The organism is Pseudomonas fluorescens group sp. PF-1 (assembly GCF_054481335.1).
The window spans coordinates 306,104-323,281 of the sequence record NZ_JBTMNG010000002.1 but is presented as its reverse complement, the minus strand read 5'-3'; the positions used below and the strand labels follow the sequence as shown (position 1 = coordinate 323,281).

General features: G+C 60.6%; 16 protein-coding genes and 1 pseudogene. 6 read left to right on the top strand and 11 right to left on the bottom strand.

The window, feature by feature from the left end; all coding sequences use genetic code 11:
* Positions 1-61: 61 nt before the first annotated feature.
* From gltP to ACX3YD_RS16135, 3 genes and pseudogenes are all read left to right on the top strand, one after another.
* Entirely contained in the window at positions 62-1,393 is a 1,332-nt protein-coding gene (gene gltP / locus ACX3YD_RS16145) for a glutamate/aspartate:proton symporter GltP (RefSeq protein WP_103405359.1), read from the top strand.
* A 226-nt stretch (positions 1,394-1,619) separates the two neighbouring features.
* The gene (locus ACX3YD_RS16140) at positions 1,620-2,849 is read left to right on the top strand and encodes a nucleoside recognition domain-containing protein (protein WP_047535748.1); all 1,230 of its coding nucleotides are present in this window, start codon (positions 1,620-1,622) and stop codon (positions 2,847-2,849) included.
* 32 nt (positions 2,850-2,881) lie between these two features.
* Positions 2,882-2,959: pseudogene (locus ACX3YD_RS16135) on the top strand (outer membrane lipoprotein carrier protein LolA); the annotation flags it as partial.
* 17 nt (positions 2,960-2,976) lie between these two features.
* Here ACX3YD_RS16135 and ACX3YD_RS16130 read toward each other — a convergent pair.
* From ACX3YD_RS16130 to ACX3YD_RS16090, 9 genes are all read right to left on the bottom strand, one after another.
* On the bottom strand, positions 2,977-3,603 hold the full coding sequence (locus ACX3YD_RS16130; RefSeq protein ID WP_103405358.1) for an ABC-type transport auxiliary lipoprotein family protein: 627 nt from the start codon (positions 3,601-3,603) through the stop codon (positions 2,977-2,979).
* Entirely contained in the window at positions 3,600-4,538 is a 939-nt protein-coding gene (locus ACX3YD_RS16125) for an MlaD family protein (protein ID WP_130208020.1), read from the bottom strand. Before ACX3YD_RS16125 ends, ACX3YD_RS16130 begins: the two co-directional genes overlap by 4 nt.
* Position 4,539: 1 nt before the next feature.
* Positions 4,540-5,343 (bottom strand): ABC transporter ATP-binding protein, encoded by an 804-nt coding sequence (locus ACX3YD_RS16120; RefSeq protein ID WP_103405356.1) that lies wholly within the window; start codon positions 5,341-5,343, stop codon positions 4,540-4,542.
* On the bottom strand, positions 5,340-6,488 hold the full coding sequence (locus tag ACX3YD_RS16115) for an ABC transporter permease (RefSeq protein WP_103405355.1): 1,149 nt from the start codon (positions 6,486-6,488) through the stop codon (positions 5,340-5,342). The genes ACX3YD_RS16120 and ACX3YD_RS16115 overlap by 4 nt, the downstream gene beginning before the upstream one ends.
* 54 nt (positions 6,489-6,542) lie before the next feature.
* Complete coding sequence (locus tag ACX3YD_RS16110) at positions 6,543-7,571, bottom strand: DUF5924 family protein (protein ID WP_103405354.1); 1,029 nt, start codon at positions 7,569-7,571, stop codon at positions 6,543-6,545.
* 174 nt (positions 7,572-7,745) lie between these two features.
* Complete coding sequence (locus ACX3YD_RS16105; protein ID WP_458960496.1) at positions 7,746-9,122, bottom strand: M16 family metallopeptidase; 1,377 nt, start codon at positions 9,120-9,122, stop codon at positions 7,746-7,748.
* 102 nt (positions 9,123-9,224) lie between these two features.
* Entirely contained in the window at positions 9,225-10,883 is a 1,659-nt protein-coding gene (locus ACX3YD_RS16100; protein WP_458960495.1) for a Na/Pi cotransporter family protein, read from the bottom strand.
* 288 nt (positions 10,884-11,171) lie between these two features.
* Complete coding sequence (locus ACX3YD_RS16095) at positions 11,172-11,939, bottom strand: TerC family protein (RefSeq protein WP_103405351.1); 768 nt, start codon at positions 11,937-11,939, stop codon at positions 11,172-11,174.
* An 85-nt stretch (positions 11,940-12,024) separates the two neighbouring features.
* A complete protein-coding gene (locus ACX3YD_RS16090; protein ID WP_047535731.1) occupies positions 12,025-13,332 on the bottom strand; it encodes a CitMHS family transporter in 1,308 nt (435 codons plus the stop codon).
* 321 nt (positions 13,333-13,653) lie between these two features.
* Between ACX3YD_RS16090 and ACX3YD_RS16085 the strand changes: the two genes are divergently transcribed.
* A complete protein-coding gene (locus tag ACX3YD_RS16085; RefSeq protein WP_103405350.1) occupies positions 13,654-14,055 on the top strand; it encodes a GFA family protein in 402 nt (133 codons plus the stop codon).
* Here the strand turns inward: ACX3YD_RS16085 and ACX3YD_RS16080 are convergent, their stop codons facing one another.
* Complete coding sequence (locus ACX3YD_RS16080; RefSeq protein ID WP_090466149.1) at positions 14,056-14,382, bottom strand: DOPA 4,5-dioxygenase family protein; 327 nt, start codon at positions 14,380-14,382, stop codon at positions 14,056-14,058. It lies immediately after the preceding gene.
* 84 nt (positions 14,383-14,466) lie between these two features.
* Between ACX3YD_RS16080 and ACX3YD_RS16075 the strand changes: the two genes are divergently transcribed.
* Positions 14,467-14,625, top strand: coding sequence for a hypothetical protein (locus tag ACX3YD_RS16075; protein ID WP_458962112.1), 159 nt, complete (start codon positions 14,467-14,469; stop codon positions 14,623-14,625).
* On the opposite strand, the gene ACX3YD_RS16070 is transcribed toward ACX3YD_RS16075, so the two are convergent.
* Positions 14,615-15,541: a choline sulfate utilization transcriptional regulator gene (locus ACX3YD_RS16070; protein WP_458960494.1), complete on the bottom strand. Its 927-nt coding sequence runs from the start codon at positions 15,539-15,541 to the stop codon at positions 14,615-14,617. The genes ACX3YD_RS16075 and ACX3YD_RS16070 overlap by 11 nt on opposite strands.
* Before the next feature lie 114 nt (positions 15,542-15,655).
* Here ACX3YD_RS16070 and betC point away from each other — a divergent pair, with 114 nt between their 5' ends.
* Positions 15,656-17,170, top strand: coding sequence for a choline-sulfatase (betC, locus tag ACX3YD_RS16065; protein ID WP_458960493.1), 1,515 nt, complete (start codon positions 15,656-15,658; stop codon positions 17,168-17,170).
* Positions 17,171-17,178 lie beyond the last annotated feature (8 nt).

Sequence of the window (17,178 nt, the reverse complement as noted above, 5' to 3'; positions counted from 1 at the left end):
TTCGCCACAAGCGACCCGGTCCATGCATTCGCTCGAGTCAAACTGAAGTAAGGGTAAAGATATGAAGAAGGCAAAGCTTAGCCTCGCCTGGCAGATCCTCATCGGTCTGGTATTGGGGATAGCAATCGGTGCACTGCTCAACCATTTCAGTGCCGAGAAAGCCTGGTGGGTCAGCAACGTCCTGCAACCGGCAGGCGATATCTTTATCCGACTGATCAAGATGATTGTGATCCCGATCGTGATCTCCTCGTTGATCGTCGGCATCGCAGGCGTCGGCGACGCGAAGAAACTCGGGCGCATCGGCCTGAAGACCATCGTCTACTTCGAAATCGTCACCACCATCGCCATTGTGGTCGGCCTGCTGTTGGCCAACCTGTTCCATCCGGGCTCGGGCATCGACATGAGCACCCTGGGTACCGTGGACATCTCCAAGTACCAGGCGACCGCGGCCGAGGTTCAGCATGAACACGCGTTCATCGAAACCATCCTCAACCTGATTCCGTCGAACATCTTCGCGGCCATGGCCCGCGGCGAAATGCTGCCGATCATCTTCTTCTCCGTGCTGTTCGGTCTTGGTCTGTCGAGCCTGCAACCGGACCTGCGCGAACCGCTGGTGAAGATGTTCCAGGGCGTGTCGGAAAGCATGTTCAAGGTCACTCACATGATCATGAACTACGCCCCGATCGGCGTTTTCGCATTGATCGCGGTGACCGTGGCCAACTTCGGTTTCGCCTCGCTGCTGCCACTGGCGAAACTGGTGATCCTGGTTTACGTCGCCATCGCCTTCTTCGCCTTCGTGGTGCTGGGCCTGATCGCTCGCCTGTTCGGCTTCTCCGTGATCAAGCTGATGCGCATCTTCAAGGACGAGCTGGTACTGGCCTACTCCACCGCCTCCTCCGAAACCGTGCTGCCACGCGTCATCGAGAAGATGGAAGCCTACGGCGCACCGAAGGCCATTTGCAGCTTCGTGGTGCCAACCGGTTACTCCTTCAACCTTGACGGTTCGACCCTGTACCAGAGCATCGCGGCAATCTTCATTGCCCAGCTGTACGGCATCGACCTGTCGATCAGTCAGCAACTGCTGCTGGTCCTGACCCTGATGGTGACCTCCAAAGGCATCGCCGGTGTACCGGGTGTGTCCTTCGTGGTGCTGCTGGCCACCTTGGGCAGTGTGGGTATTCCACTGGAAGGCCTGGCGTTCATCGCCGGTGTCGACCGCGTCATGGACATGGCCCGTACGGCCCTGAACGTGATCGGCAACGCCCTGGCCGTGCTGGTCATCTCTCGCTGGGAAGGCATGTACGACGACGCCAAGGGCCAGCGCTACTGGAATTCCCTGCCGCACTGGCGCAGCAAAGAAAAGCTGCCGGCTGGCGAGATTTCCCGTCACTAACGCAGGCCCCCTGTAAGAGCAGTCGGTCGACGCTCGATTGCTCGCGATGGCAACAGGAGCACCGCGCTCATCCAGAATGCCCGCGTCATCGTTGTCGTTCATCGCGAGCAGGCTCGCTCCTACAGGGGTCCGCGCATGCCGTATTAAACAAACCCCGGAGAATTCCGGGGTTTGTCGTTTCTGGCCACCCCGCTATCATTCGCGCATCTTCTGGGGGATTTAACTGATGCTAAACGGCCTTTGGCTTGGCTTCTTCATCGTGGCAGCCGTGTCGGCGCTGGCGCAGTGGTTGATCGGCGGTAACGCCGGGATTTTCGCGGCGATGGTGGAAAGCATATTCGCCATGGCCAAGTTATCGGTCGAAGTCATGGTCTTGCTGTTCGGCACACTGACCCTCTGGCTGGGCTTCCTGCGAATCGCCGAAAAAGCCGGGATCGTCGAATGGCTGGCCAGGGCCCTTGGCCCGCTGTTTCTGCGCTTGATGCCGGAAGTCCCGCCCGGCCACCCCGCCATCGGCCTTATCACCCTGAACTTCGCCGCCAACGGCCTGGGCCTGGACAATGCCGCCACCCCAATCGGCCTCAAGGCCATGAAAGCCCTGCAAGAGCTCAACCCCAGCGCAACGGTCGCCAGTAATGCGCAGATCCTGTTCCTGGTGCTCAACGCTTCTTCCCTGACCCTGCTGCCGGTGACGATCTTCATGTACCGCGCCCAGCAAGGCGCGCCCGACCCGACACTGGTGTTCCTGCCGATCCTGTTGGCCACCAGTTGCTCGACCATCGTCGGCTTTCTATCCGTGGCGTTCATGCAACGCCTGCGTATCTGGGACCCGGTGGTGCTGGCCTATCTGATCCCCGGCGCCCTCGCCCTCGGTGGCTTCATGGCGCTGCTGGCGACGCTCTCGGCCACTGCGCTGGCCGGTCTATCGTCGATCCTCGGCAACCTGACGCTGTTCGGGCTGATCATGGTGTTTCTGGTGATTGGCGCACTGCGCAAAGTGAAGGTTTACGAGGCATTCGTCGAAGGCGCGAAAGAAGGCTTCGACGTGGCGAAAAACCTGCTGCCGTATCTGGTGGCGATGCTGTGTGCCGTCGGAGTTTTGCGCGCATCCGGAGCCCTGGATTTCGGTCTCGACGGGATTCGTCATCTGGTGCAATGGGCGGGCTTCGACACCCGTTTTGTCGATGCGCTGCCGACCGCGATGGTCAAGCCGTTCTCTGGCAGCGCCGCCCGGGCGATGCTGATCGAAACCATGAAGACCTCCGGCGTGGACAGCTTCCCGGCGCTGGTCGCGGCGACGGTTCAGGGCAGTACTGAAACGACGTTCTACGTGCTGGCGGTGTACTTCGGCTCGGTCGGCATCCAGCGCGCGCGGCATGCGGTGGGGTGTGCATTGCTGGCGGAACTGGCGGGGGTGCTGGGCGCCATCGGCGTTTGCTACTGGTTCTTCGGTTAACGGATCCCCCCGTAGGAGCGAGCCTGCTCGCGATGATCGTGAACGATGACACGGGGCACCTGACACCCCTCGGTGCTCTCAGGTTCATCGCGAGCAGGCTCGCTCCTACAGAGGGTCTGTGTAGACTTCAAAGTCGCGCTGGCGGCGCGAGTTTCTGTCCTTGCTCAACCGCCCAACCTACCACTTGCGCCGTCAGTTGATCGGTCGCCTGACCGAACCCGGTCACTACCGCCGGTACCTTCACATCGCTCAGCGGCTGGCGCACTTCAAAGCGTTTACTGGCGAGGATTCGCTGGTCGGCGCCACGCACCAGCAAGGCATCCAGACGCACCACCACGCTGGCGCTGGTGCCCTGATATTCGGTCTGAAATGCCTGCAGACTGCCGCCCAGCTCCAGGTCTGCCTGGAAATTGCTGTCGTCGGTGCTCAGCAGCGTCACGCGGCCATCACGCTGAAACCCGTCGAGCAGACGATTACGCAACAGCACCGGTGCCGGATCGCTCCAGCGCGACGCCTTGTAGCTGATGATCACATTGCCCTGGGGGATCACCGCAATGTTCGGGCTGTTCAACGCTTCGCTGGCCTGGGGTTTGTTCAGGCGTAACGACCAGCGCTGCGGCGTCCCATGGCTGCTGGTGGCTGCGCTTTGGGCGGACGGCAATCGATAGACATCGAACGGTTCGGACTTGGGCAGGATCGAGCACGAACTGATCAGCGTGAAGCTGGCGAGGAGGGCAAGACGGGTCAGCTTCATGGGGTAAATTCCTTGTTCTTGTCACTGCCCAGCAGGTAGCCGCTGGGGTTGGCCTCCAGACGCTGGGAGATGGCGCGCAGCGAGCTCAGGGTTTCACGCAACTCCCGCACAGCCGGGGCCAGGCCATTGAGGCCCTGCATGCCGCTATTGAGCGAGTCCTGATTGGTGGCCAGCAGTTTGTTGATGGTCGCGCTGCTCTGTTCCAGCGACTTCATCGCCTGCTCGGCGCTGCCGAACATCTGCTTGCCCTGATCATTGAGCAAGCCATTGGCGTTGCGCATCAGCGCCGACGTCTGCTCCATCATGGTGCTGGCCTGCTTGCCGACCGACGCCAGTTGCTTGATCGCCTGACCCAGGTCGCCACGCTGATCGGCGATGGTGCCGGTGGTTTGTTCCAGATGCTCCAGGGTCTTGCTGATGCGCTCGATGTTTTCTTCGGAAAACATCTGATTGGCGTTGTGCATCAGCATGTTCACCCCGGACATCAGGTCATTGCTGTCGTTCAGCAAACGGGCGATGGGCGAGGGTGCCGCGATGATGGTCGGCAATTTGCCGTCCTTACCCTTTAACGCCGGGCTTTGCGGCGTGCCGCCACTGAGCTGGATGATCGACGTCCCGGTCACGCCGGTCAGCGCCAGTTTGGCCTGGGTATCTTCCTTGATCGGGGTGTCGCCACCCAGGCGAATCCGCGCCAGCACCCGGCGCGGGTCTTTCGGGTCCAGTCGCAACGACACCACGTCGCCGACCTTGATCCCGCTGTACTGCACGGAACTGCCCTTGGACAGGCCGCTGACCGCCTCGTTGAACACCACTTCGTAATCCTTGAACTCGGTGTCGACACTGGACTTGGCCAGCCACAGGCCGAAGAGCAGGGCGCCCGTCACCACAATCACGGTGAACAGGCCGATCAATACATGATGGGCTCGGGTTTCCATGTCAGACCTCGTTGAACTGTTTAGCGGCACTCAACGCCGCGCGGCCGCGAGGGCCATGGAAGTATTCGTGAATCCACGCGTCGTCGGTTTCCGAAACCTTGTCGATGGCGTCCGCCACCAGCACCTTCTTCTGCGCCAGCACCGCGACCCGGTCAGTGATGGTGTAGAGCGTGTCGAGGTCGTGCGTCACCAGGAACACGCTCAGGCCCAAGGCATCGCGCAGGGTCAGGATCAGTTGATCGAAGGCCGCGGCGCCAATCGGATCGAGGCCGGCGGTGGGTTCGTCGAGAAACAGAATGTCCGGGTCCAGCGCCAAGGCCCGCGCCAGCGCCGCACGCTTGATCATGCCGCCGGACAGGGAGGCGGGGTATTTGTCCGCCGCCGACAGCGGCAACCCGGCCAACGCCAGTTTCACCGCCGCCAGGTGCTCGGCATCATTGCGGCTCAGGCCGGCGTGTTCGATCAGGGGCAGGGCGACGTTCTCGGTCACCGTCAGCGATGAAAACAACGCGCCTTTCTGGAACAGCACGCCGAACCGCCGTTCGACCAACGAGCGCTCGTGCTCGGACAGGGTCGGCAGGTTCTTGCCAAAGACTTTCACCACACCCTCGCTGGGCTGGCGCAAACCGACAATGCTGCGCAGCAGCACCGACTTGCCACTGCCGGAGCCGCCGACGACGGCAAGGATTTCGCCCTTGTACAAATCCAGATCGAGGTGCTCGTGCACACTCTGGCGACCAAAGCGATTGCACAGCCCGCGGACTTCGATCACCGCCTCGGCAGGCGCTCGGGGTAAACGGCTCACCAGCTCATCTCCATGAAAAACAGCGCAGCCACGGCGTCGAGCACGATCACCACGAAGATCGATTGCACCACGCTCGATGTGGTGTGCGCGCCGACAGACTCGGCGCTGCCGCTGACCTTGAAGCCTTCCAGGCAACCAATGGCGGCGATCAGGAAGGCGAAGATCGGCGCTTTGACGATCCCCACCAAAAAGTGCTGAACACCGATGTCCGATTGCAAAAGCGATAAAAACATCGCCGGCGAAATATCCAGCGTCACCGCGCAGACCACACCACCGCCGACAATCCCCGACAGCATCGCCAGAAAGGTCAGCATCGGCAGCGAGACCAGCAGCGCCAGGACCCTCGGCACCACCAGCAACTCCATGGGATCGAGGCCCAGCGTGCGAATCGCGTCGATTTCTTCGTTGGCCTTCATCGAGCCGATCTGCGCGGTGAACGCACTGGCGGTGCGCCCGGCCATCAGAATCGCGGTGAGCAACACGGCGAACTCGCGCAGAAAAGAAAACGCCACCAGGTCCACGGTGAACACCGTGGCGCCGAATTTGGCCAGCACCGTCGCCCCGAGAAACGCCACCACGGCGCCCACCAGAAACGTCAGCAGGGCAACGATGGGCGCCGCATCGAGGCCGGTCTGCTCGATGTGCGCCACCATCGGCGTAATGCGCCAGCGCTTGGGGCGAAACAGGTTGCGGGCGATGGTTTCCAGAATCAGGCCGACGAAGCCGAGCAACTGCAGGGTGTCTTGCCAGACCGCATCCACGGCACGGCCGATGCGAGTCAGGAGTTGAACGCCGACGCTGATTTCCGGTTCCTTGATCGGCACACAGAAATCCGTCAGCGAGCGGTAGACCGTTTGCAACAACGCGCGGTCGGCAGAAGAAATGGTGCAATCGGGGTGTTCGGCTGAGCGGCCCAGGCGCTCGGAGCCCAAGAGTTCAACCAACAACGACGCACCTGCCGTATCGAGGGCACCGAGGCCGTTGAGGTCGATGCGGGTGCTGTCGTCGTATCGACCTTCGAGCTTTTCGCTCAGCAGTTTGAGGTCGGCGTAATGGGCGAGCGTCCAGTCCCCTGTGACCCGTATCTGGGGCGGGGTGCGCGAGGTATCCAGTTGGGCATTGCCCGCCGCAGTGTTGCTGGTCATAAGCTCCGTGCTTTTTCGGCTGTTACGCTGACCTACGTAATAGCACGAACCGCATTACTTTTCTTTGATCGCTGTGCTGTCGGTGACCTTGAAGCGCAGCACGCCGATCAATTGGCCGTCCTCGGTCAACACCCGAACCTGCCAATTGCCTGCGGGGTTGCCGGGGAAGTTCTGCTTGTGGGTCCAGGCGCGGTAGCCTTCCTTGCGACCGCCATGAATATCCAGAGGGATGCGGTCGACTTCTTTACCGTTGAACTGCCAGACGTGATAAATGCGCTCGTCCAGGCCACGGGGGGCGTTGATCGCAGTGTAGGCGTACAGACCGCCGCCTCGAATCTGCTCGGCGCTGACCTCTTCCAGGCTGTCACCGGGGGTGCGGTCCTGCAATTGCATGCTGATGGCCACGTCGGTCATCCACAGGGTCGCTGGCGGCACCCACGACCGCAGCACCCAGCCAACGCCGCCGATCCCCACGGTAATGCTCAGAATCGCCAAGGCGTTACGCAGGGTCCGAATCGGGAAAATCGAAGCGAGGCTCGGGAACGACAGTACGACGGCGGTGCCCAGCGCCAGTTTGAAACTCTGGGACGTGGTCAGGTGCATGATCACGGGGAGGGCGGTGAGCAAGGTGGCGAACAGCGTCAGGGTATGCAGTGCCAGGAACGCCCATCGCCGTGGCGCCAGCCATTTGTAGTAGAGCGGATCGGTGATGGAAATCAGCGCCGCGATCCCCAGCAACCCGGTGAACAATAATTGGCCGCTGTTCCAGGTGGTGGTGATGAAAAAGAACGGCAGGACGAAAAACAGGCTTTCCTGGTGGATCATCTGCGTCGCATAACGCAGCAGGGGCTGGGGAATTTCCCGCTTGAAGACCTTGGTGAACAGTTTGGTCAGGCTGTTTTCCAGCATCAGCCAGACCCAGCTCACCAGCATGATGGTGGTGATCCAGCTCGCCAGACCTTGCTGACGGTCCACCAGGATGAAGCTGCAGACCCCGGAGATAAAACCACCGAGCGCAATGACCCCGGGGTAGCGCTTCATCAGTTCGAGGATGCGCTGGATAAAAAGGGTCAGGGTCGGCATTCGGCGGTTCACAGTAGTCGTAGGAAAAATCCCCGACAGGTTACCGCTGGCAGGGCAGTGTGGCGAGAGGCCACTGACTTCTGTGGCGCTGGCTGCCAAGGCCCCGCGTTTACCCAGACCACACCCGTTATCGTTAACGGCCTTCGCCGGCAGGCCAGCTCCTACGGGGTTCAGTCATCGGGTGCGGTGAAAGCGCCAAGCCGCCAGGCTCAATAACAGCAGGCCCAACACCCCACCGATCGCCCACAACACCTGGTCATAACTCATCAACGGCTTCTCGATCCGCAGATAGCCGGGTTGCATCAGCAACTCGCGCATGGCCTTGTTGGCTTCCTCCAGCGTTACGCCTTGCAGCTCCCGGGCCGGGTCGACGAAACGTCCGTCCTCATAGTCCCCAAGGGCGCCCCAATAGTAATCGGCCAACGCGCTGTTGCCTTGCACGGCCCAGGCCTGGCGGGCGATGGCGGCCTGTTTGAGGCGGTTGAAGGTCTCGGCATTGAGACCGTCCTTGAGCAACCCGGCTTTCAATTGATCCAGGACCTGTTGCGCCTCGGCCACATCGTCACGCTCCAGATCGGCGTTGAGGCTCATGAAGCCCACGCCACCGAATACCTCGCGCTCGGCCCAGGGGCCATAGGACAAGCCATGCTCCAGACGTAACTGACGATAGAGCGCCCAGTCCAGATAGTCCTTGAGCAGGTCGAAGGTGACATCGTGCTCATCTTCCTGAACCGGCTCCGGTACCAACCAGTGCAGTTTGGCGCCGCCGCCGACAAAGCCCTGGGTCAGGTCGCGCTCATGGGCGGCGCTGGCCTGGATCTGTGGCAGAGGCGGGTGGTCGGTGGGATTGATTGCCTCGAGAGCGCCGTACGTGCGCTCCAGATAGGCCGGCAGTAATCGGTCGAGGTCGCCGACGACGATCAGCGTCATGTTGTTCGGCGCGTACCAGTCCTTGCGCACCTTCTCCAGTTGTTCATGGGTCAGGTAGTCAACTTCTGCCCGCTCCTGGCATTTGAGCCCCAGTTCCACCGCCAGTTGGTTGCTGGCGGTGTGGCCCAGGTCCTGGCGATCCAGCCAGCGCTGCAGGTGAGAGTAATGGCCACCGTCTTCGCGCTCGACCACCTGCTTGGCGGCGTTGATGGCGTTGTCGTCGAAACGGGTCTGGGTCAGCAGCGCCAGCAGCAGGTCGAGCACCTGGCGCTGGTTTTTCGCCGGGGCCTCGATCACGAACGTGGTGTCGGCATTGCTGGTGTAGGCGTTCCATTCACCACCCAACGCCTGCATGCGCTCTTCGAGGCCACCTTCACCGCTGGCGTCGATGCCGCTGAACAACAAGTGTTCAAGCAGGTGTGGCAGTTCCTTATCGGCGCAGCTGAAGTCATCCAGGCCGACGCCCACCACCAGCCGAATCGCCACATGACCGCGTTCCATGCCGGGCTTGAGCAGCAATTGCAGACCGTTGCGCAGGGAATAACCCTCGACCTGGAAGCGATCCAGGGCAAATGAAGGGAATGAGCCAAGCAACAGACAGGCGAACAACAGACAACGCATAACGAGCTTCCCGGCAACCCATCGGAGATCCATTTCGTCCTTGCCCGCGAAGACGGCCTTGGAACTGAATCAATGCTACTGACTGACCACACTGCCAGACGTTCAAGGCGAATGTGTTATGTCGGTCAAATCGTCGACAGCCAGCGCACCGGTTTCGGACGTTTCCAACACCACATAGGCGCTGCTGCAGAACAGTGAGTTCAGACGCTTCATATCGGCGATCAGCTCCAGGTGCAGCGAACTGGTCTCGATACTCTGCACAATCTTACGTTGCAAACGGCTGACATGCGCATGGGCCATGCGGCGTTCCTGAGCGCGAAAGCGACGTTTCTCGCGTAATAACTGACGGGCACTTTCTTTGTCGGCGCTGAGGAACACCGACAATCCCAGGCGCAGGTTGGAGATCAACTGGCTGTGCAACCCTGCCAACTCTTCCACGCCCACTTCGGAAAACGACCGACGCTGGGACGTTTTCTGCTGCTGCACCTTGCGCAGCATGCGTTCGATCAAGTCGCTGGCGAGCTTGAGGTTGATCGCCAGCTCGATAATTTCCGCCCAGCGTCGACTGTCCTGATCGCTGAGGTCTTCCCGGGGCATTTGCGCCAGATACAGTTTGATCGCGCTGTAGAGCGCCTCGACGTCATCGGTCAGACGCCGCATCTCCTGGGTCACGGCCGTTTGCTTGCCGTTCAGCACATCAAGCATGGCTTCCAGCATATTGTCGATCAGATCCCCCATGCGCAGGGTTTCCCGGGCGGCATTGGCCAATGCCAGGCTTGGCGTGTCCAACGCCGTCGGATCCAGGTGCCGGGGTTTGGCCATGCCGTTGGTTTGCGGACGCTCCGGCAGTACCCACGCACAGAACCTGGCCATCGGCCCGACACTGGGCAGCAGGATCAGGCAACGCGCCGTGTTGTAGAGCAGGTGGAAACCAATGACCATTTCCTGCGGGCTGAAGTCCAGGCTATCGATCCAGTGTACCAGCGGGTCGAGCACAGGAATGATCAGCAACAGGCCGATCAGCTTGTACAACAGGCTGCCCAGCGCCACCTGGCGGCCGGCGGCGTTCTGCATGCTGGTGCTGAGGAACGCGAGAACGCCGCTGCCAATGTTGGCGCCGATCACCAGGCCGATGGCCACCGGCAGGCTGATCACGCTGGCGCCGGCCAGGGTTGCGGTCAACAGGACCGCCGCCAGGCTCGAGTAGGAAATCATCGCGAACAGCGCGCCGACCAGGGCATCGAGCAGGATATCGCCGGTCAGCGAGGCGAAGATCACCTTCACCCCTTGGGCGTGGGTGATGGGTGCCGCGGCTTCGACGATCAATTGCAGCGCCAGAATGATCAAACCCAGGCCAATGGCCACACGGCCCATCTGACCCAGCCGGGTCTGTTTGCGCGACAGGAAAAAAATCACCCCGAGAAAGATCAGCAGCGGCGACAGCCATGACAGATCGAAGGTCAGCACCCGCGCCATCAGCGCCGTGCCGACATCGGCGCCCAGCATGGTCGCCAGCGCCGGGGTCAGCGCCATCAGGCCCTGACCGACAAACGAGGTCACGAGCATGGCGGTGGCGTTGCTGCTCTGGACCATGGCCGTCACCACGATCCCCGCGATGAACGCCAGCCCGCGCCTGGACATGTTCTGGCCAATCACGTGGCGCAGGTTGGAACCGTAAACCCGCAGGATGCCGGTTCGGACGATGTGCGTGCCCCAGATCAACAGGGCCACGGCAGATAATAAATTGAGCAGGGTGAGCATACAGGCCCCCTGTGGTGGTAGCGCCCCAAAGGAGCAAGTTGACGGTGCCGCGCTTTTTTCTACGTTCTGTACTTAAGCTGTAGTTGGCTAACGGTCCTGGCGCCAGCATCGCACAGCTAAAGTAGCGATTGAAACAAAACCGTCATGAGACCCTGGCCCTCCGGCCACCCAAAACAACTGTGGGAGCGAGCCTGCTCGCGATGGGGCCCTCACATTCAACATTGATGTTGACGGATGGACCGCTATCTCGAGCAAGCTCGCTCCCACAGGGTGTTGCGTATTACAGGGTTACTGGCCCGGGATGTCCTTGCGCAGTTTCACCGGGTCTCGCTGCTTTTTCTTTTTCGCAATTGCGGTGCGCATCTTGATGTTGATTGCTTCCACCGCCAGCGAGAACGCCATGGCGAAGTAGACGTAGCCTTTTGGCACGTGCACGTCGAAGGATTCGGCAATCAGCACCGTACCGACCACCAACAGGAACGACAGCGCCAGCATTTTCAGCGACGGGTGTTTGTCGATGAAATCGCTGATGGTGCCGGAAGCCCACATCATCACCAATACGGCCACGATGATGGCCGCGACCATGACCGGTACGTGGGAGACCATGCCGACGGCGGTGATCACCGAGTCCAGGGAGAACACGATGTCAATGATCGCGATCTGGATGATGGTGTAGAGGAAGTTGCCCCCCGCGCCACTCGGCTCGTCGTTGGTTTCGTCCTCACCTTCCAGCGCGTGGTACATCTCCTGCGAGCTTTTCCACAACAGGAACAGGCCACCGAAGAACAGGATCAGGTCTCGCCCGGAAATACCCTGGCCGAACACGACGAACAGGTCGGCTGTGAGGCGCATGACCCAGGTGATCGACAGCAACAATAGAATCCGCGTGACCATGGCCAGCGCCAGCCCGAAAATCCGGGTGCGCTGTTGCATGTGCTTGGGCATGCGGCTGACCAGGATCGAAATCATGATGATGTTATCGATACCGAGGACGATTTCCAGGGCGGTCAGGGTAAAGAAGGCAACCCAGATTTCAGGGTTGGTCAGCCATTCCATGTGTATTCCTTTGAGCGAGTGTTAAACCACGAAGGGTCCGGGCCTCAAACCACAAAGCCTGGACCCGAAGTGGTGAGTCTTGGGCTTATAGAGTGCTGAACAGCGGGAAAATCCCCATCAGCAACGCGGCAACCAGTATGCACATGCACACCAGCACTGCCCACTTCAGGGTGAAGCGCTGGTGGTCACCGAAATCGATACCGGCCAGGGCCACCAACAGGTAGGTCGATGGTACCAGCGGGCTCAGCAAGTGGACGGGCTGACCGACGATCGAGGCACGTGCCATTTCCACTGCGGTAATACCGTAGTGGCTGGCGGCTTCGGCAAGTACCGGTAACACGCCGTAATAAAATGCATCGTTCGACATGAAGAACGTGAACGGCATGCTCACCAGCGCCGTGATCACGGCCAGGTAAGGGCCGAGGAAATCAGGGATCACTGCCAGCAGGCTTTTCGACATGGCATCGACCATACCGGTACCCGACAGGATGCCGGTGAAAATGCCGGCGGCGAAGATCAGCCCGACCACCGCCAACACGCTGCCGGCATGGGCCGCGACACGATCTTTCTGCTGTTGCAGGCACGGATAGTTGACGATCATCGCGATACTGAAGGCCACCATGAACAGCACAGGCAGCGGCAACAGACCGGCGATCAGGGTGCACATCAACGCCAGGGTCAGGGCGCCGTTGAACCAGATCAGCTTCGGCCGACGGGCATCCGGAAACTGCGAAACACTGATTTCACTGTGGTCGATTTCATCGCCAACCAGGTGCAGCTCACCCAGACGCGCCCGTTCACGCTTGCCGTAGAAGTAGGCAATGACCAGGATCGCCAGCACACCGGCAGCCATCGCCGGAATCATCGGCACGAAGATCGCCGACGGGTCCACATGCAACGCACTGGCCGCACGGGCCGTCGGGCCACCCCACGGGGTCATGTTCATCACGCCACCGGCGAGGATGATGAGGCCGGCCATGATCCGCGGGCTCATGCCGATGCGGCTGTAGAGCGGCAGCATGGCGGCCACGCAGATCATATAAGTGGTCGCGCCGTCACCATCGAGGGAGACGACGAGCGCCAGTACGGCGGTGCCGACCGAAACTTTCAACGGGTCGCCCTTGACCAGCTTGAGGATCTTGCGCACGGCCGGGTCGAACAGACCCGAGTCGATCATCAGGGCGAAGTACAGAATGGCGAACATCAGCATCACGCCGGTCGGCGCAAGCTTGGTAATGCCTTCGAGCATCATCGGGCCGATCTTCGGGGCAAAACCACCGAATAGGGCGAAGACGATCGGGATGATGATCAGGGCGATCAGCGCGGACAGGCGCTTGGTCATGATCAGGAACATGAACGTGATGACCATGGCGAAGCCAAGGAAAGTCAGCATGGGAATACTCCAGGCGTAGCGCGGCTAGGGAAAGGGCGGATCGCGCGGGATCAGCGCAAAACGGCAAGCACGAGGCGTACGGGCGGAGTTAGAGCGAAGCGGCGGGTAGCAGAGGGCATCAGGATCACCATTGTTGTTGTTAAATGGGCCAGGCGAGCAATCGAACGCTCGTGTTGGCCAACCGGTCTGTGCCGGCAGTGGGGGCGATCCTAATCGGGGAAGCTTTCAGCCAGCTTTCGCCGATGAAAGCTTTGACCGGATGTATAACCGGTCGTCGGACAGGTTTTGAGCCCATCGATTCGGGCCCTGGAGAAAAACGAGATGAATGCGCTTCACACCGGCGGTTGCCACTGCGGACAACTGCGCTATCAATTCAGCGGGCCATTGCACGATATCGCCCACTGCCATTGCTCGATTTGCCGTCGGGTCAGCGGCGGTATCGTGACGACCTGGATCACCGTGCCGGCGTCCGCCTTTCAATGGGTGGCCGGAACACCGACGCGATACGACTCATCGGCAACCTGTGCACGATATTTCTGCGGTCACTGTGGCGCGCAACTGGCGCTGGTGACCCACCTGAGCCCTGCGAGCATCGACGTGACCATCGCCACCCTCGACCATCCCGAACAGGCGCCGGCCGAACGCCATATCTGGACCGACAACCGCTTGCCCTGGCTGCACCTGGATGAGCATTTGCCGGGCGAGCCCGAAGAAAGCATCTGATCAAAAAATAGACAGGTCCAGTGGGCGAATCGCGCCCATCCAGATGGCGTGCTCGCTGTGATCCAGCAGATCGTCGCCGGTGTCCGGGTGCAGGAACACCACAAGCCCCTTGCGGTTGAGCGCCAGCCAGGGCAACACATCGCCGATGAGCTCAGGCTCGAAGGCCAACTGGCAACTCCAGTCCGGATGCGGGCCGACCAAGCGCTCGTGGACGCGGCCCATCTTCAGCGGGAACAGCTGTGCTGCCTGCTCACATAACGCCCGTGCCTGATCGATGGTGCTGGCATCGAAGTAAACATGGGCGTGATAGCCCTTGATCCGTTGCATGTGAATCCCTCCAAAACCCAGTCGAACCCTCACCGTTTCCCACAGCTCACACACCCTATACGCAGGAAATAACGGAGCCTGACCATGAAAAATGCTGAAACACCGGTGGTGAAAGTAGTGCTATATGGTGCCATGAGTAGCCTCGGCCGCGCGCCACGGCCGAGCTTGCGCACCATGACCGACGAGCAGTTTAAGGCCGAGCCAGTCAAACAAAGCGTGGCGTGGCTGACCATTAAGGATTGAGCGATTGCGCACTGCGGGCCTGCTCGGCCATCAACCAGTCGACAAACTGTTGAATCAGCGCCCCGCGCCGCTTGCGTTGCGGCAGGACCACGTAATAGCCCAGCCTGGATATCACCGTCTCGGCGATGGGGCGGCACAACAGGCCCTGCGCCAGCAAGTTATCCACAAGGTGGCGCCAGCCAATGGCCACGCCCTGACCGCCAATTGCGGCCTGTATCAGCAGGGTGTAGTTGTCGAAGCGCAACTGGCCCGGCGCCGGGGCAGAGGTGATGCCCAATTCGCGAAACACGCCGCTCCAGTCAAACCAGTTGCTGCTGTTTTCACCGCGAAGGTGCAGCAACGGAAACTCCAGCAGCGACTGGGCAGGCAAGGGCAGGGATCGCTCACTCAACAACTGCGGGCTGCACACCGGGAACACTTCTTCACTGAATAGCCAATGGCTTTCTCCCTGTTTGAAGCGGCCATCACCGAACAGCACCGCCACGTCGATATCGGTACGTAGCATGTTATGGCTGCGCTCACTGGTCACCAGGCTGACATCCACTTGCGGGTGGGCCTCGTGAAAGCGGTGCAGGCGCGGCATCAGCCAATAGGCCGCGAATGCGAAATCGGTGGCGACCTGCAGCACCTCATGCTGTTGTTGTGCGCTGATAGCGCTTAATCCGGCATCGATTTGCTGCAAACCGAGCTGAACTTGCTCGAAAAGAACCGTCCCGGCCTCGGTCAGTTCGATACCGCGATAGATGCGGTCGAACAGACGGGTCGCCAGTTGCTCTTCCAACCGCTTGATCTGCTGGCTGATGGCCGGTTGCGTGGTGCCGAGTTCAACGGCCGCGGCGGTGAAACTGCGTTGGCGGGCCGCGGACTCGAACGCGCGAAGCAAATCCAGGGACAGATCACCCAGGGCGTCATACATAAGCTGTGCTTATCCTAGTCATTGCCGTGCAGGGGCTTTACCGCAATGTGCATGGGTTACATGCTCGATCGCAGCACTCTCGCATAAACATCCACTATGGAATGCCGCGATCACATGAAGCGCAAGAACATTCTTTTCATCATGGCCGATCAGATGGCCGCGCCAATGTTGCCGTTCTACGGTCCTTCGCCGATCAAACTGCCTCATCTCAGTCGCCTCGCCGCCCAAGGCGTGGTATTCGACGCCGCTTACTGCAACAGCCCTCTGTGCGCGCCATCGCGCTTTACCTTGGTCAGCGGCCAGTTGCCGAGCAAAATCGGCGCCTACGACAACGCGGCGGATTTCCCGGCCGATGTACCGACCTATGCCCACTACCTGCGTCGCCTCGGCTACCGCACCGCGCTATCGGGCAAGATGCATTTCTGCGGCCCGGACCAATTGCACGGCTATGAAGAACGTCTGACCAGCGATATCTATCCGGCGGACTACGGCTGGGCGGTGAACTGGGATGAGCCAGACGTGCGCCCGTCCTGGTATCACAACATGTCTTCGGTGTTGCAAGCCGGCCCCTGCGTGCGCACCAATCAACTCGATTTCGACGAAGAAGTGGTGTTCAAGGCCCAGCAGTATCTGTTCGATCACATCCGCGAAGAGGGCGACCAGCCGTTCTGCCTGACCGTTTCGATGACTCACCCCCATGATCCGTACACCATTCCAAAAGCCTTTTGGGATCTGTACGACGATGCCGATATCCCGTTGCCTGTGACGCCGGATCAACACGAACTCGACCCGCATTCGCAACGTTTGCTCAAGGTCTACGACCTGTGGAACAAGCCGCTGCCTGTGGATAAGATCCGTGACGCCCGCCGCGCCTATTTCGGTGCGTGCAGCTATATAGACAGTAACGTCGGCAAACTCCTGCAAACACTCGAAGAAACCGGGCTTATCGATGACACCATCATCGTGTTCTCCGGCGACCACGGTGACATGCTCGGCGAGCGGGGCCTCTGGTACAAAATGCACTGGTTTGAAATGGCGGCTCGCGTGCCCCTGTTGATAAGTGCCCCGGGGCAATTCAGCGCCGGTCGGGTCAGCGCCTCGGTGTCCACTGCCGACCTGCTGCCGACCTTCGTCGAACTGGCGGGCGGTTCGCTGGAATCGGGCTTGCCGCTGGATGGCCGCTCACTGGTTCCGCACCTGCAAGGGCAGGGCGGTCACGACGAAGTGTTCGGCGAATACATGGCCGAAGGCACCATCAGCCCGTTGATGATGATTCGCCGCGGCGCCTACAAATTCATCTACAGCGAAGACGACCCTTGCCTGCTCTTCGATGTGCACAATGACCCGCACGAATTGGAAGAACTCAGCCAGTCGCCGCAACATCGCCAGCTGTTCGACGATTTTCTCGCCGAAGCGCGGGCCCGCTGGGACATTCCCGCGATCCACCAACAGGTGCTCGCGAGCCAGCGACGCCGGCGTTTCGTCGCCGATGCGCTGACCATCGGCAAGCTCAAGAGCTGGGATCACCAGCCGCTGGTGGACGCCAGTCAGCAGTACATGCGCAACCACATCGACCTCGATGATCTGGAGCGTAAAGCACGTTATCCACAACCCTGCCAAAACCAATAATGTTGAGG

Bases quoted from the DNA above. Each gene is read 5' to 3' on its own strand.
- ACX3YD_RS16080 (WP_090466149.1), bottom strand. From the start codon at position 14,382: ATGCAACGGATCAAGGGCTATCACGCCCATGTTTACTTCGATGCCAGC.
- ACX3YD_RS16075 (WP_458962112.1), top strand. From the start codon at position 14,467: ATGAAAAATGCTGAAACACCGGTGGTGAAAGTAGTGCTATATGGTGCC.
- ACX3YD_RS16090 (WP_047535731.1), bottom strand. From the start codon at position 13,332: ATGCTGACTTTCCTTGGCTTCGCCATGGTCATCACGTTCATGTTCCTG.
- ACX3YD_RS16115 (WP_103405355.1), bottom strand. From the start codon at position 6,488: ATGACCAGCAACACTGCGGCGGGCAATGCCCAACTGGATACCTCGCGC.
- ACX3YD_RS16125 (WP_130208020.1), bottom strand. From the start codon at position 4,538: ATGGAAACCCGAGCCCATCATGTATTGATCGGCCTGTTCACCGTGATT.
- ACX3YD_RS16070 (WP_458960494.1), bottom strand. From the start codon at position 15,541: ATGTATGACGCCCTGGGTGATCTGTCCCTGGATTTGCTTCGCGCGTTC.
- betC (WP_458960493.1), top strand. From the start codon at position 15,656: ATGAAGCGCAAGAACATTCTTTTCATCATGGCCGATCAGATGGCCGCG.
- ACX3YD_RS16105 (WP_458960496.1), bottom strand. From the start codon at position 9,122: ATGCGTTGTCTGTTGTTCGCCTGTCTGTTGCTTGGCTCATTCCCTTCA.
- ACX3YD_RS16110 (WP_103405354.1), bottom strand. From the start codon at position 7,571: ATGCCGACCCTGACCCTTTTTATCCAGCGCATCCTCGAACTGATGAAG.
- ACX3YD_RS16100 (WP_458960495.1), bottom strand. From the start codon at position 10,883: ATGCTCACCCTGCTCAATTTATTATCTGCCGTGGCCCTGTTGATCTGG.
- ACX3YD_RS16085 (WP_103405350.1), top strand. From the start codon at position 13,654: ATGAATGCGCTTCACACCGGCGGTTGCCACTGCGGACAACTGCGCTAT.
- gltP (WP_103405359.1), top strand. From the start codon at position 62: ATGAAGAAGGCAAAGCTTAGCCTCGCCTGGCAGATCCTCATCGGTCTG.
- ACX3YD_RS16140 (WP_047535748.1), top strand. From the start codon at position 1,620: ATGCTAAACGGCCTTTGGCTTGGCTTCTTCATCGTGGCAGCCGTGTCG.
- ACX3YD_RS16130 (WP_103405358.1), bottom strand. From the start codon at position 3,603: ATGAAGCTGACCCGTCTTGCCCTCCTCGCCAGCTTCACGCTGATCAGT.
- ACX3YD_RS16095 (WP_103405351.1), bottom strand. From the start codon at position 11,939: ATGGAATGGCTGACCAACCCTGAAATCTGGGTTGCCTTCTTTACCCTG.